The following is a 13507-nucleotide window of genomic DNA, read 5'->3' on the forward strand; positions in this document are numbered from 1 at the left end:
CCGAAAGCACTCCCGCATGGAAATCATCATCCTTCCCACCGCCGACGACGTTGCCCGCACGGCTGCCGACGCCATCGAGGAACAGGTTCGCCGCGGACCGTGCGTCCTGGGGCTGGCCACCGGCTCCACGCCGCTGGGCACCTACCAGGAGCTCATCCGCCGGCACCGCACGGGCGGCCTGACCTTCGCCCAGGCGCAGGCGTTCCTCCTCGACGAGTACGTGGGGCTGCCCGCCGCACACCCGCAGTCCTACCACTCAGTGATCCGGGACGAGTTCACCGCCAGTGTGGACTTCGCCCCGGACGCGGTGTACGGACTGGACGGGATGGCGGAGGATCCCGAGGCCGAGGCTTCCCGATACGAGGGCCTGATCGCAGCAGCGGGCGGGGTGGATATCCAGATCCTGGGCATCGGAACTGACGGGCATGTGGGGTTCAACGAGCCCATGTCCTCGCTGGGCTCCCGGACCCGGATCAAGACCCTCACCCGGCAGACCAGGCAGGACAACGCCCGCTTCTTCGACTCGGCGGACGACGTCCCGGACCACGTCCTGACCCAGGGCCTGGGCACCATTCGCGAGGCCCGGCACCTGCTGCTGCTCGCCATGGGCGAGGCGAAGGCGGAAGCCATCGCGGCCGCCGTCGAAGGTCCGGTCGCGGCAGTCTGCCCGGCGTCGGCGCTGCAGCTGCACCCGCACGTGTCCGTCCTGGTGGATGAGGCTGCGGCCTCCCGGCTGGCGCACCGCGAGTACTACACGGACACCTTCGGTCGGAAGCCGGCATGGCAGGGGCTGTAAGCACGGGGTCCACCGCCGGGGCCGCCGGCGCAGCTCGGGCCGCTGCAGGGATTGCTGCCGGCCCCGTCCTGGAGCTTGCCGTGGAGGATGCCGACGGCGTCCGGCTGGCTGCCGCCGCGGGCGCCGCCCGGGTGGAACTCTGCGCCGCCCTGGCCGGGACGGACGGCATCACGCCCAGTATCGCCTCCGTGGAGCAGGCCTGCACCGTGGGCCTGCCCGTCCACGTCCTGGTGCGGCCCCGGCCCGGCAACTTCATCTACTCTCCCGGAGAGCTTGCAGTAATCGAGCGTGACGTGGCGGCGGCAATGGATGCAGGTGCCGCCGGTGTGGTGGTCGGGGTCCTGGCGGCCGACGGCGGACCGGACGCCTCCGCCGTCGGGCGCTTTGCCGAGGTGGCACGGCGCTGCACGCCGGCCGCCGAGGTGACGTTCCACAGGGCCTTCGACGCCGCTTTGGCGGCCGGCTTCGATCCGGCGGAAGCCCTGGCCCGGTTGGAGCAGGCAGGGGTGGACCGTGTCCTGACCAGCGGCGGCAGCCCGGACTGCGCCCTGGGCCTTGGCATGCTCGCCCGGCTGGTGGAGCTGGGCCGGACCCACGCGCCGTCGGTCCAGGTCATGGCCGGCGGCGGAGTGACGCTGGAACTGGTACCGCGGCTGCTCGAAAGCGGCGTCCAGGCAGTCCACACTTCCGCCCGGGCACGCCACGGGCTCTCCGGCGGGGACCGGGCGGCCGCCGCCGACCCTGCTTTGGCTGCGGCGATGGCCGCGGCAGTGGCAGGGGGACCCCTAGGGACACCCGCTGGGGAAGGGTCGGAAGCATGAGCAACGAACGGGTCCTGCGAGGCCGGATGGTCACCGGAAGCATGGACATCGCCGACGGCGTCATAGCGGTTGACGCCGGCCGCGTCACCTATGCAGGGCCGACGTCCGGATACCGCGGGAAGGCTGGGCCTGCGACCGAAAACATCCTGTTGCCAGGCCTGGTGGACCTGCACTGCCACGGCGCGAACGGCTCCGACTTCTCCGAGGGCTCCCTCGACGCCGCCCGGTCGGCGGCCCGCTACCTGCACAGCCGGGGTACCACAACGCTGCTGGCCAGCCTGGTGACGGGGTCGCCGGGGAACCTGGTGCGCAACCTCTCTGTCCTGCGGACTTTGGCGGGGGAAGGACTGATTGCCGGATCCCACCTCGAAGGCCCGTTCCTGGCGGCAGGGCAGTGCGGCGCCCACGATCCCTCGCTGCTCCTCGAACCGGACTCGGCCCTGATGACCGAGATGCTGGAAGCCGCCGGACCATCCCTGGCGTCCATCACGCTGGCGGCCGAGCTTCCCGGGGCGTCCGGCCTGGTGGATCTGCTCGCATCACGCGGCATCATCCCGTCCCTGGGGCATACCGCCGCGGACCCGGCGGCCGCTGCAGGGTTCCTGGAGCACGCTGCTGCCGGGTTATCTGCTCCGTCAAATCCAACCGGGCGGTTCAGGCCTACCGTCACGCACCTGTTCAATGCGATGCCAAGCCTGCACCACCGCTCCCCCGGCCCGGTATCGGCCAGCCTCAGTGCTGCCCGTGCCGGCAATGCGGTGGTGGAACTCATCGCAGACGGCGTGCACCTGGCGCCGGAAACGGTCAAGCTCGTGTTCGACCTGGTGGGCGCGGAAAACATCGCCTTGGTTACCGACTCGATGGCGGCCACGGGCCTGCAGGACGGGGCCTACCAGCTCGGTTCGCTGGCCGTCACCGTGGACCAGGGCGTCGCGCGTGTGGACAGTACCGGGGCCATTGCCGGCGGAACTGCCACCTTGCTGGACGTTGTGCGCACCACCGTCGCCGCGGGTGTCCCCCTGCAGGACGCCGTACTGTCGGCAACAGGCGTTCCGGCCGCTGTCCTCGGGCTGTCCTCCCAGGCAGGCGACCTCCGTGCTGGCCTGTCCGCCGACGTCGTCGTTACCGACCCGGACCTCAAACTGGCGGGAGTCCTGCGCCGGGGCGAATGGGTGGCTGCCCTCGCGCCCACACTGTAGGGGCGACGGCAGCCCCGCGCCCGGTCCCGAAGCCTGACGGGGGCCTGGTGCTGGGGCAGGAATGTCGTACCCTCCCACGATGATGTGGGTATGGGAAACGGCGCAGTCATAGCAGCACCGATGGAGGGTGTTACTGCCACCACGGCCGCCATCAACGCGCTGTTCCTTGAGGAGGAAGCCCTTGCGGCTGCTTCGCTGGAGGCTGACGGCGGCAATGGTGTTGATCTTTTGGACCGGCTCTACCGGTTCCGGTTGGAGCGGGTGGGCCTGGAAAAGCGGCTTGAGGCTCAGGTCGCCGCACTCAAGGCTAGGGACGCGGCCCAGTCCCTCGACCTGCAATTGGCCATGACCCCGCCCGATGCCTCCGCCCACGAGCGCACCTACGCGGAAATATCAGCTGTGGAAGAGATTGCCGGGATCCTGACCATCAGCTCCGGGGCGGCCGCCGCGTTCCTGGCCCAGTCCCGGCAGGTGTGCTCGCTGGCCGCCGCCTACAACGCGCTGTCCACCGGATCCTTGTCCTGGCAGTACGCCCGGATCATCGCCGACGAAACGGACAACCTGGACCACGCCACCGCCACGGCGCTGGCGGATCATTTCCTGGGCCCGGACGCGCCCAACCCGGCCCGCGGCTGCCCCGCCGGTAACCTCGTCCCCTCACGGTTCCGGGCCAAAGTCCGCGCCTGGCGCGAACGCCACCACCCCGAATCGATCGAGAAGCGTCACGCCAAGTCCGTCGCCGACCGCCGGGTCGAGTTCACCCGTGACCGGGATGGCATGGCCTGGTTCTCGGTCTACCTCCCGGCCCACTCGGCGATGGCGGCCTGGAACAAGACCAGAGCTATCGCCCGCGGCCTTCAAGGACCCAACGAAACCCGGACTCTCACCCAGATCACAGCCGACGAGGTTGTCCGGCGCCTCCTCGCCCACACCGAATACCCTTCCCCGGGCAGCACCCTTGCAGGCAGAATCCTTGCAGGCAACGGGGATAGGGCAGGCGCTGAAAGACCCGCGAGCAGCTGCGAACCTAGCACCGAGGGCGAACAACCAGCTGTCATCGGGGAACAGATCCCGGATGAATTCATCGGGCTCGCCACCCTCATAGGCTCCGACGAGCCAGCGGCAGGCCTCCCCATCCCCGACGGCACTCACTCCGGAACCAACGGGCACATCGCAGGGTTCCCTGACAAACCCAGCCCCGAAGCCGGGAAAGTCCCCACACCCCGCGCCGACGTGCTGGTTACCGTCCCCGTGTTCGCCCTGTTCGGCCAAACGGACGAACCGGCCATCCTGGACGGGTACGGCCCTATCCCCGCGTCGATGGCCCGCAAACTCCTCGCCGACGGCGCCGACTCCTTCACCCGCGTCCTCGTCGACCCGCGCGACGGTGCACCCCTCGAAATAGGTCGCACCAGCTACCGGATCACGAAAGCAATGCGACAAGCCCTGACCCTCCGGGACGGCAAATGCACCTTCCCCGGCTGCAACAACAACTCCCTGGACAACGAAGCCGACCACCTCACCGCCTGGCAACACGGCGGAACAACCGGCATCAGCAACCTGGCACAACTCTGCCCAAAACACCACCGCCTCAAAACACAACACCGGCTGGACACCCACGGAAGCCACCAAAAACGAACCGCCCGGCTGGACCTCACCCACCGGCCGCCACTACCCCAGCGAACAACCCGACTGGGAACCACCACGTCTGCCTTCGGGTATGCCTTCCCCGGATGTGGCCGGCCCCGGACCTTTGCCGTCCGGGACTCCGTTGGCGTCTCCAGCCGGCGTGATCAGTGTGGACTTTCGTCCGGCATTATCCCCGGCGGAAGAGTGCCTCCTGGGGTACCTGCGCAAGACCAGGACATAGCGTGCCTGCGGCGTGTTCCCACCGCAGTGCTAATCCGGTACGTCCGCTACGTGGCCCTGAGTCCTCCCCTGACCTGGCTGGGCCTGGTCCGCTGTTTGGCCTCCTGCCCGGCCAATGCATGCAGCCGGGACACAACGTCCAGAGCCAGCGGACGCCCATGTCCAGGCGCCAGCAGCCGGGGGCCAAGGTTGGCAAGCCGGTCGACCGATTCCATGGCCACCTTCCAGTCCCAGGTGGTGTACCAAGGCGGACCTGCAAGGTCAGGCCTGGCCAGGAGGATGCCCGGGAGCGAGTTCAGGTTTACCGTCACCACCGCATCACCCGATAGCAGAACCCTGTCGCTGGGACGCCAAAACGCTACGTGCCCGGGCGTATGTCCCGGCGTCGGCACGGCGTTCCAGCCCGGCAGCTCGGGCACTTCCCTGCCGGGCGCCAGCGGTTGGACGACGTCGGAAATGTCGCCGCTGGCCTCGATCCGCCGGCGTACCCGGGCAGGCAGCGAGCGCATGATGGGCATAACCACCCACCGGTCCAACGGCATTGAAAAGTCGGCCCGGTACTTTCCCTGGGCCATGGGCAGCTCGGCCGGATGGACGTACACGGGCACTTGCCATAGCCGGGCCAACGTGCCGGCGGCACCGGAGTGGTCGGGGTGGAGGTGCGTCAGCAGGATTGCACGGGGGTTTTCCCCGGGCCCGAGCATTCGCTGGACAGCCTTATGTACGTGCTCCGCGCTGGCGGCCCAGCCCGTATCGACCAGCACCCGGGCGGATCCGGACCGGACAAAGTAGAGGTTGGACGCGAGTGCTCCCGTACCCGAGGTTATGAGGACAACCCCAGGAGCAATTTCCCGGATTTGGCTGATGCGCTTCATTGCCCTTCCATTTTGATCCAGGACACCGCGCTTTTACATCCTCAGCCGTCAGCTCCGGGCAGGCATACCTCCACGAGACCGCCAGTGATACGGGTATCGAAGCGTGGCTGACGGGAGGTGGCAGGGCCGGCCTGCACCTCGCCAGTGCGCAGGGAGAAGGTGCTCCGGTGCCAGGGACACACGACGCAGGGTTCGCTGCCGCCCTTGGCGGCCCCGTCCTTAAGTTTCCCTTCGTGCAGCGGCCCGGACAGGTGGCTGCAGACGTCGGACAGCACGTTGACGCTGTCGCCCTCCCGGTGGACGAGCAGCGGCAGTCCGGCAACCTCGTGCTTGAGCAGCTTTCCTTCAGGCAGGTCCGAGAGCTGTGCCAGGGAATGCCATCCCGACGGAAAGCGGTGCGGTATCTCCTCGCTGTGGTTCACCCCGGCTGCCTGGCGGTAAGTGAGGTGGCCGCCCAGGAAGCCGCCGGCACTTACTGTCGCAAGTCCGAAGTAGGCGAGCACCTTTCCGCTGTTCTGGCTGCCCCTCGCCCGCTGGACCAGCGACGCAATGTAAAAGCCCGTTGCCGTCACGTTTGCGGCGGCGTGCACCAGACCCACTCTTTGCTGCTGCGGATGGAGTTGCAGCCAGTCATTGAAACCGGCCAGCGCGGACGGAAGCACACTTGCAGTGCCAACCCCCACCAGAATCCCGGCAGCCTTCCCGGTACCGGGGATTGCGTCCAGGACCCCGGCGGAAACCCACACCCCGATCGGGACCTGGACAGCGAGTGGGTGTACCGGATGACCGATGGGAACACCGTGGAGGACGTCCCTCGCCCATCGTGGACGGAGGACCTTCCTGACGACTTTCCGGACGCTCTTGGCCGCGGGGTCAAGCCATTCGGCGTCCTCGAGGCGGGTGACAAGCTCAAGTACAGGCAGCGGCTTCATGGGTCTCCCTTACCCTGTTTCCTGGAATCCAGTCGGTGCCCAGAGCCTAGCGGCTGGCCGCCCCGGGTAACAGGGCCAAGACAAGAGGGCAGGGACGAAAGGGAAGGCAGGAAGCAGCCGCATCCGGCGCCGGTACCCGGTTACCGCAGCGGCGACCCCAGCACCGTGAACTGGCTGCCGCCCATCTCGCCGGACAGCAGGGGCATGGCTTCGGCGATCGCGGCCCGCACGCTGTCCAGCTGCAGTGAGGCCCGGTGTGCCTCCGGCGACTCCCACAGTTCGCTCACAAACACCGTGTCAGGGGCGTCGTCGTTCACGCCCACCTCGTACAGCAGGCATCCGGCTTCCTTGAGTCCCGGCATGGGCCTGAGAAGGATGGACACAACGGCGTCCCGTTGGCCGGGCTTGGTTCCGAGGCTTCCCACATTCGCAAAGGTCATAGTGCCCAGTCTGCAGCATGGGTATGACCGGACAGGGCTAAACCCGAAACAGAATTTTGCCTACTTTGCGTGATCCAGCTGGCCAGATTGGGTATAGAACATAATGGCTAAAGCAGTGGGCCAACCGGCAGCCCTTGGGAGCACGCGCCATGAAAGCCAACGGGACCTTCCCGCCCGCCATCGAGCTGGGCAGCACGCCTTCCGGCAGGATTTTCCACGCCTTCCACCATCTGCAGTTGGTGCCGACACCGGACCTCCTCCGTTTGAAACGTGCGCTGGAACTGGACACCGCCGCATTCGACAGCGCCGAACCGGACAGCAGCCAGCTGGACAGCGGAGAGGCGGGCACCAGTGCATCAGACCCCGGTCCGGCCCGTGACCTTCTCCGGTGCATCGACGCGGAGTTGTCCCGCCGTCGGGAGCAGAGCCCGCAGGCCGGCTAAGACCATCCGCTCCGCGGGTTGGGCCGCGGAAAACGGGTGAGGGCAGTCCCTGTGTGCTACAGGGGCCACCGCCGCGGACCGGCGCCTTTGATGCCCGGGCACCGGTCCGCGGCCTAACCATCATTGAAAGGAGCACTCGCAAATGAGCAATGGCATTCTCCGGCGCACCGGAGCCGACATCACCGAGCCGCTTCGGCGCTTCTTCGAAGGCGACCTGGACCCATGGCTTCGGACCGAGGAGTACAGGGAGAACGGCACCCTGGTCATTAAGGCGGAAGTCCCCGGCATCGACCCCGACAAAGACGTGGACATCACCCTGACCGATGACCAGTTGCGCATCACCGTGCGGCACGAGGAAAAGTCGGAGCACACGGGCAAGGAAGGCTACCGTTCGGAATTCCGCTACGGCACGTTCTCGCGGGCAGTTACGCTCCCCGCCGCCGTTAACCAAGGTGACGTCAAAGCCACCTACACAGACGGCATCCTGGAGGTACGGGTTCCCCTGCCGGAACTCCAGGATGCTTCCGCCCGCCGGAAGATACCCATCACCAGGGGCTAGGAGGACGACGGCGGCGCGCGGCCGCCGTCGTCCGTTTCCCTTCTCCCCGGCTGGCTTCCCAGGCCTGACCTCAGTCCGCGACGCCCAAGGTTCCGGCATGCACCACTGCGCCGCTGGCCGTGGTGTCGTCGTTCAGCATCCAGCCCACGCGCTTGACCGTCCGCAGCATCACCACGCTCTCAACCAGTTCGATGCCCGGTACTTTCTGCTGCAGCGCCAGTTCGGCGGTCATGACGTCGGCCAGCGACTGGAGCCACATGATGATCACGAAGTTGGTGGGCCCGGTGGTGGACGCGCTGAGCCGGACTTTGCTGATGGTGCGGAAGGCGGCGGCTGCCTCCTCATGCCTGCCGGCCGGGACGTTGGCGAACCACTGGCACGTCACCGGGAACGACGAGTAGCGCTGCGCCACCTCGCAGCGGAACAGCAGGATCCCGCTGGCGAGCACCCGGTTCAGCTGACGCTGCACCGTGGCTGGATGGCGGCCCAGCTCCCGGGCAATGTCCGCCGCCGTCGCCCTTCCGTCCCGCGCCAGGTACGGGAGCAGGGCCAGGTGGCTGGCTGGGAGGTCCCCCGCTGCCGCAGCTTGCCGGCCCGGGCCCTCGGCGCCTTGCCCCAGCGTCCGAAGGGTGGCCAGCTGGGCCTTGTCCAGGATGTTCAGCCGCCATTCGTCCGCGCTGGTGTGCAGCCGGGTGCAGAGCGCCGTCTGGTACTTGGTGAGCCCTTCGATGGTCTTCAGCCTGGCGGCGACGTTGGTGCTGAACTCCTCAAGCGAGCTGGTGATGACGGTCAGCATCAGGTCGCGGTTGCTGGCCGCTTCCTCCACTGTGACGATCTCGGGCATGGCCGCCAGCTGGGCGGTGACGGCGTCCCGTTGGTTCATCTCGCAGTCAACGGCCACAAAGGCGAGGAGCATCTGCTGGGGGTTTCCGGCCAGGTGCGCAGTGACCCATGCCGCACCGCTGGACCTCAGCCGTTCCCAGCGCGCGGCCAGCGTGGTTGCGTGGACGCCCAGCACTTTGGCGGCATCGGCCCAGCCAAGGCGGGGGTGGACCTGCAGCACCTGAATCAGGGCAAGATCGTCCTCGCTGAGCTCCATGGACCCGCCCCTCCGTGCATGAATACTGCGGCTACCCAGAACCAGCAGCATAATTATTGCGCTTTCGGTGAATGTGAAGCGCGCCACTCCAGAATAGTCCACAAGCCGGAAGCCCACGCCAAGGAGTACAAGTGCCCATTACCGAAGACGCCCGCGACCTGCAGGAAGACCTGTTCCGCCTCCGCCACGACCTGCACCGGCAGCCGGAGATCGGCCTGCACCTCCCCCGCACCCAGGAGCGCGTCCTCCAGGCGCTGGACGGCCTGCCGTTCGAGATCACGCTGGGCAAGGAGACGACGTCGGTCACTGCCGTCCTGCGCGGCGCCGCCGGTTCACCCGTGGACGGCGGGTCCCCGGCGGGCGACGGGTCCCCGGCGGGCGGCGGGTCCCCGGCGGGCGGCAAGGCCACCGAACGGCCCGCCGTCCTCCTCCGCGCGGACATGGACGGCCTGCCGGTGCAGGAGAAGACCGGGGTGGACTACACGTCCAGGACCGACGGCGCCATGCACGCCTGCGGCCACGACCTGCACACGTCCATGCTCGCCGGAGCGGCCACGCTCCTGGCCGAGAGGCGGCACCTGCTCCAGGGCGACGTCGTCCTGATGTTCCAGCCCGGCGAGGAAGGCTGCGACGGCGCCAGCTACATGATCCGGGAAGGCGTCCTGGACGCCGCCGGTCCCCGCGTCCAGGCGGCCTACGGCATGCATGTCTTTTCCTCCCTGGAGGAACACGGCCAGTTCTGCACGAAGCCGGGCGTCATGCTCAGCGCCTCCGACGGCCTGGAGGTCACGGTCCTCGGCGCCGGCGGCCACGGGTCCGCCCCACACGCCGCCAAAGATCCGGTGACCGCGGCGGCGGAGATGGTCACCGCGCTGCAGGTGATGGTGACGCGGCAGTTCAACATGTTCGATCCCGTGGTCCTGTCTGTGGGCGTCCTGCAGGCCGGCACCAAGCGGAACGTCATCCCGGAGACGGCCCGCATCGAAGCCACCATCCGGACCTTCTCCGAAGGCTCCCGCCTCAAGATGATGGAGGCCGTACCCCGGCTGCTCAAGGGCATCGCCGCAGCCCATGGCCTCGACGTGCACGTTGATTACCAGGAGGAATACCCCCTCACCATCACGGACGAGGACGAAACGCGCACCGCCGAAAACGTCATCGCCGGCCTGTTCGGCGAGCGCCGGCTCTCGCGCTGGGCCACCCCGCTTAGCGGTTCCGAGGATTTTTCCCGGGTGCTGGCAGAAGTGCCCGGCACCTTCGTGGGGCTCAGCGCCGTCGCGCCCGGCGCTGATCCCGCAGCCTCCCCCTTCAACCACTCGCCGTATGCCACGTTCGACGACGGCGTGCTGGCTGACGGGGCAGCGCTCTACGCAGAACTGGCCGTCTCGCGGCTCGCCGCACTTTCAGCAGCGCCATAACACCGGCAGCCACCCCGCAACGCCGGCAGCAGCGCTGCGCCGGTAACCCCATTCGCACCGACCACCAGGAAGTCATCATGTCCATTGCAGTAACAAGGCAGCAGACTGGACGCGTGTCCACCGCGAAGACCATCGTCGGAACCGGCATCGGCAACGCTGTCGAGTGGTACGACTGGGCCATCTACGCCACGTTCACGCCCTTCATCGCCAGCCAGCTCTTCAGCAAGGCGGACCCCGCCTCCGCGGTACTGTCCACGCTGGCGATCTTCGCCGTCGGCTTCGTGGCCCGGCCCTTCGGCGGCTTCGTTTTCGGCTGGATCGGAGACAGGGTGGGCCGCAAGGCATCCATGACGCTCGCCGTCGGACTGGCGTCCCTGGGCAGCCTGATGATCGGCATCGCGCCCACGTTCGCGGCCGTGGGCGCCTGGGCATCGCTGATGCTGCTGGTGGCCCGGCTCATACAGGGACTCGCGCACGGCGGCGAACTGCCGTCGTCGCAAACCTATCTTTCGGAAATGGCACCCAAGGAGCACCGCGGATTCTGGGCCACCCTGATCTACACCTCCGGAACGGTTGGCATCCTTTTCGGCACCCTGCTGGGCGCGGTGCTGAACATGACGTTGACCACCGATGCGATGAACGCCTGGGGCTGGCGGATCCCGTTCCTGCTGGGTGCCGCGATGGGCCTCTACGCCCTGGTCATGCGGGCCCGGCTGCACGAGACCGAGGCCTTCGAGGGTGAATCCACGACTTTGAAGCGGGCGCCAATCTGGCCGCAGATCGTCCGGCACCGGAAGCAGGCCCTGCAGGTGATCGGGCTGACGGTCGGCCTGACGGTGATCTACTACATCTGGGGCGTGGTGGCACCGAGCTACGCCACCACCGCACTCAAGATCGACCGCGGCGAGGCGCTCTGGGCCGGTGTTGTTGCGAACATCGTGTTCATTGCCGCGCTGCCGGTGTGGGGCAAGCTGTCCGACCGGATCGGGCGCAAGAAAGTGCTGTGGTCCGGGGCCATCGGTTCCGCCGTGATGCACTTCCCCATGACCTGGCTGCTGAAGGATTCCGCCTGGCAGCTGGCCGTGGGCATGTCCGTGATGCTGGTCTTCATCGCCGCGAGCGCCGCCATTGTGCCGGCCGTCTACGCCGAGCTGTTTCCGACGTCCATCCGCACCGTAGGCGTCGGAGTTCCGTACTCCATCTGCGTGGCCGCGTTCGGCGGGACCGCACCATACCTGCAGCAGTGGCTGGGCTCGTCGCTGGGCGCACCGCAGGTGTTCAACATCTACGCGGTGCTGCTCCTGGTCATCAGCGCGGCGTTCGTCTTCACCATCCCGGAGACGAAGGGTAAGGACCTGACGCACTAGCCGCTTCAGGTGGCTCCTCCAGGCGGATCCGCCGGTCCCCGGCGCATGGTGCACCGGGGCCCGGCGGTGTTTCCGGGGCTGCTCAGCCGAAGTTCCTGATGGTGATGCCGGAGAAGGTTGCCGGGCCGCCGTCGGTGTAGAACGAGATTCCGGTGTCACCCGCCGCGAAGTGCACCTGCTGGGACAGCACCGTGTGCCCGGCGTTCACGAACACCTCCACGCTCTGTTTGTCCACGAAGATGCGCAGGTGGACCGAGCGGGCGGCCGCATCGATCTGTGCCGCTGCACGTGTGAACGGCACGAGTGAAAAGCCCGCCAGGTCCGACGGCCCACGGTCGACATAGAGCTCCGCCCCGTACTTGCCAATGTTGGTGTGGCGTCTGCCGTCCGCGGACCGGCCCACCGAGACGCCCACGTTGGCGGCGGCGGCCCAGGAGATATCGAGTTCCAGTTCGTACGCCTGGCCGCTCCACGGCAGGACGGCGCTGCCGTTGACAGTGCGGTCCGGAAGCACGGTAGTGGAGCTGGCATGGCTGGCGAGCACCGGGACGGGACTGCTGAGCAGGCTGTACCAGCCCCCGATCTGGCGGGCGAGGCGCAACTCCCGCACAACCGAGTTCTGGCCGTTGTACCCGTCGCTGGCGTCCGTGGGAACGTCACGGGCGGCGTACTTCCAGTTGTTCATCCAGCCGATCGCGTACCGCCGCGTGTCGGGCGCCTCCGCTGCCGGCCAGGTCACGGCGCCGTACCAGTCCCAGCCCCAGTCGAGCCACTGCGGATCCAGGTTGTCTGCGAGGAACTGCCCGCCATCCCAGGTTCCCGTCCAGTAGGCGTAGGTCATGGGCAGGCCGATGGTGTACGCATCCATGCTGGCGCCCAGCACCCAATGCCGCGTGCCGTCGTCGGCCGTCATCTCGAAAAGGTCAGGGCATTCGATCCCGCCGAGGGCATGGTTGGGGTAGTCGAAGTTGCGTTTCAGCTGCCAGTCGCGCAGGTTTTGCGAGGTATAGAACGCGGCGTACCGGGCCCGCCCGATCACGCACACCCATTCGCTGCGCGCGCCATCCCAATGGATCTTCGGATCCCGGAACCACTCCGCGTTCTCGATCTCGGCCTGCGTGCTGGCGGCCCGGCCGTCCGTATTCACGATCACGGGGTCGGGTAGCGCCCTAAAGGTGTAGCCGCCGTCGGTGGACCAGTAGAGGTATTGCTCCTGGTACTTACGGATCCCGCCCGTGGGCTGCGTGGCGAGGACCACGATGGCGCCTGCCCCGAAACCGGCAGCGTTTGCCGTGTCCACCACCGCTGATCCCGACCAGACAGGAAAGTCCGGCTGCAGCGGGATGGCAGCCCCGTGATGGTCGAAAACCACGCAGTCCGTGGTGGTGGCGTGGTCCCATCCTCCCGGGCCATTGTTCTGGGCTGAATGCAGGTAGTAGAGGTGGTATGCGCCGTTGACGTGCACCGGACGTTGCGGGTCGCACAGCCAGCCCGCCGGCGGCGTCATGTGGTACACGGCGCGTAAAGACTCCTTGGCCTTGGCTGCTGCCGGGATGGCGTTGCTCATGAACAGAGCCAGCGCTCCTGCGCCTGTGCCCTGCAGGACGTTACGCCGGGACAGATGGGGCGTCATGGTAGTTCCTCTCGAAGGTGGGCTGCATCAGGGCGTGCGACAGCCACTGGCGCACG

12 protein-coding genes and 1 pseudogene are annotated in these 13507 nt (G+C 67.6%); 8 read left to right on the forward strand and 5 right to left on the reverse strand.

The genetic code is table 11. The features are described from left to right. The first annotated feature begins 16 nt into the window (after positions 1-16). From nagB to AC5RT3_RS03370, 4 genes and pseudogenes are all read left to right on the forward strand, one after another. A complete protein-coding gene (gene nagB, locus AC5RT3_RS03355) occupies positions 17-796 on the forward strand; it encodes a glucosamine-6-phosphate deaminase (RefSeq protein WP_494053255.1) in 780 nt (259 codons plus the stop codon). Continuing rightward, positions 781-1617 (forward strand): copper homeostasis protein CutC, encoded by an 837-nt coding sequence (locus tag AC5RT3_RS03360; protein ID WP_494053254.1) that lies wholly within the window; start codon positions 781-783, stop codon positions 1615-1617. The genes nagB and AC5RT3_RS03360 overlap by 16 nt, the downstream gene beginning before the upstream one ends. Then, positions 1614-2816 carry an N-acetylglucosamine-6-phosphate deacetylase gene (locus AC5RT3_RS03365; RefSeq protein WP_494123487.1) on the forward strand — a complete coding sequence of 401 codons (1203 nt, stop codon included), beginning with the start codon at positions 1614-1616 and terminating at the stop codon, positions 2814-2816. Before AC5RT3_RS03360 ends, AC5RT3_RS03365 begins: the two co-directional genes overlap by 4 nt. Positions 2817-2906: 90 nt before the next feature. Then, positions 2907-4686: pseudogene (locus tag AC5RT3_RS03370) on the forward strand (HNH endonuclease signature motif containing protein). Between the two features lie 46 nt (positions 4687-4732). Here AC5RT3_RS03370 and AC5RT3_RS03375 read toward each other — a convergent pair. The 3 genes from AC5RT3_RS03375 to AC5RT3_RS03385 all read right to left on the reverse strand — a co-directional run bounded on the left by AC5RT3_RS03375 (position 4733) and on the right by AC5RT3_RS03385 (position 6932). Continuing rightward, on the reverse strand, positions 4733-5560 hold the full coding sequence (locus AC5RT3_RS03375; RefSeq protein ID WP_494123488.1) for an MBL fold metallo-hydrolase: 828 nt from the start codon (positions 5558-5560) through the stop codon (positions 4733-4735). A 41-nt stretch (positions 5561-5601) separates the two neighbouring features. Continuing rightward, positions 5602-6492, reverse strand: a complete 891-nt coding sequence (locus AC5RT3_RS03380; RefSeq protein WP_494053250.1) for a Rieske (2Fe-2S) protein — start codon at positions 6490-6492, stop codon at positions 5602-5604. A 140-nt stretch (positions 6493-6632) separates the two neighbouring features. Then, positions 6633-6932, reverse strand: coding sequence for a putative quinol monooxygenase (locus tag AC5RT3_RS03385; RefSeq protein WP_494053249.1), 300 nt, complete (start codon positions 6930-6932; stop codon positions 6633-6635). A gap of 149 nt (positions 6933-7081) precedes the next feature. Between AC5RT3_RS03385 and AC5RT3_RS03390 the strand changes: the two genes are divergently transcribed. Then, the gene (locus tag AC5RT3_RS03390; RefSeq protein WP_494053248.1) at positions 7082-7375 is read left to right on the forward strand and encodes a hypothetical protein; all 294 of its coding nucleotides are present in this window, start codon (positions 7082-7084) and stop codon (positions 7373-7375) included. A 142-nt stretch (positions 7376-7517) separates the two neighbouring features. Next, positions 7518-7934 carry an Hsp20/alpha crystallin family protein gene (locus AC5RT3_RS03395; protein WP_494053247.1) on the forward strand — a complete coding sequence of 139 codons (417 nt, stop codon included), beginning with the start codon at positions 7518-7520 and terminating at the stop codon, positions 7932-7934. Between the two features lie 70 nt (positions 7935-8004). Here the strand turns inward: AC5RT3_RS03395 and AC5RT3_RS03400 are convergent, their stop codons facing one another. Then, positions 8005-9033 carry an Lrp/AsnC family transcriptional regulator gene (locus tag AC5RT3_RS03400; RefSeq protein ID WP_494123489.1) on the reverse strand — a complete coding sequence of 343 codons (1029 nt, stop codon included), beginning with the start codon at positions 9031-9033 and terminating at the stop codon, positions 8005-8007. Positions 9034-9164: 131 nt separating this feature from the next. Between AC5RT3_RS03400 and AC5RT3_RS03405 the strand changes: the two genes are divergently transcribed. Together AC5RT3_RS03405 and AC5RT3_RS03410 are read left to right on the forward strand one after the other, a co-directional pair. Continuing rightward, positions 9165-10451: a M20 metallopeptidase family protein gene (locus AC5RT3_RS03405; protein WP_494123490.1), complete on the forward strand. Its 1287-nt coding sequence runs from the start codon at positions 9165-9167 to the stop codon at positions 10449-10451. Between the two features lie 77 nt (positions 10452-10528). Continuing rightward, positions 10529-11818 carry an MFS transporter gene (locus tag AC5RT3_RS03410; protein WP_494053244.1) on the forward strand — a complete coding sequence of 430 codons (1290 nt, stop codon included), beginning with the start codon at positions 10529-10531 and terminating at the stop codon, positions 11816-11818. A gap of 82 nt (positions 11819-11900) precedes the next feature. Here the strand turns inward: AC5RT3_RS03410 and AC5RT3_RS03415 are convergent, their stop codons facing one another. Further along, positions 11901-13451, reverse strand: a complete 1551-nt coding sequence (locus AC5RT3_RS03415; RefSeq protein WP_494123491.1) for a glycoside hydrolase family 32 protein — start codon at positions 13449-13451, stop codon at positions 11901-11903. Positions 13452-13507 lie beyond the last annotated feature (56 nt).

The sequence above is a fragment of the Arthrobacter sp. Y3221159 genome (genome assembly GCF_059089885.1).

What these genes read in the sequence shown, in the direction of transcription:
- AC5RT3_RS03410 (WP_494053244.1), top strand. Translation starts at nt 10,529, where the DNA reads ATGTCCATTGCAGTAACAAGGCAGCAGACTGGACGCGTGTCCACCGCG.
- AC5RT3_RS03390 (WP_494053248.1), top strand. Translation starts at nt 7,082, where the DNA reads ATGAAAGCCAACGGGACCTTCCCGCCCGCCATCGAGCTGGGCAGCACG.
- AC5RT3_RS03360 (WP_494053254.1), top strand. Translation starts at nt 781, where the DNA reads ATGGCAGGGGCTGTAAGCACGGGGTCCACCGCCGGGGCCGCCGGCGCA.
- AC5RT3_RS03365 (WP_494123487.1), top strand. Translation starts at nt 1,614, where the DNA reads ATGAGCAACGAACGGGTCCTGCGAGGCCGGATGGTCACCGGAAGCATG.
- AC5RT3_RS03400 (WP_494123489.1), bottom strand. Translation starts at nt 9,033, where the DNA reads ATGGAGCTCAGCGAGGACGATCTTGCCCTGATTCAGGTGCTGCAGGTC.
- AC5RT3_RS03415 (WP_494123491.1), bottom strand. Translation starts at nt 13,451, where the DNA reads ATGACGCCCCATCTGTCCCGGCGTAACGTCCTGCAGGGCACAGGCGCA.
- AC5RT3_RS03395 (WP_494053247.1), top strand. Translation starts at nt 7,518, where the DNA reads ATGAGCAATGGCATTCTCCGGCGCACCGGAGCCGACATCACCGAGCCG.
- AC5RT3_RS03380 (WP_494053250.1), bottom strand. Translation starts at nt 6,492, where the DNA reads ATGAAGCCGCTGCCTGTACTTGAGCTTGTCACCCGCCTCGAGGACGCC.
- nagB (WP_494053255.1), top strand. Translation starts at nt 17, where the DNA reads ATGGAAATCATCATCCTTCCCACCGCCGACGACGTTGCCCGCACGGCT.
- AC5RT3_RS03385 (WP_494053249.1), bottom strand. Translation starts at nt 6,932, where the DNA reads ATGACCTTTGCGAATGTGGGAAGCCTCGGAACCAAGCCCGGCCAACGG.
- AC5RT3_RS03375 (WP_494123488.1), bottom strand. Translation starts at nt 5,560, where the DNA reads ATGAAGCGCATCAGCCAAATCCGGGAAATTGCTCCTGGGGTTGTCCTC.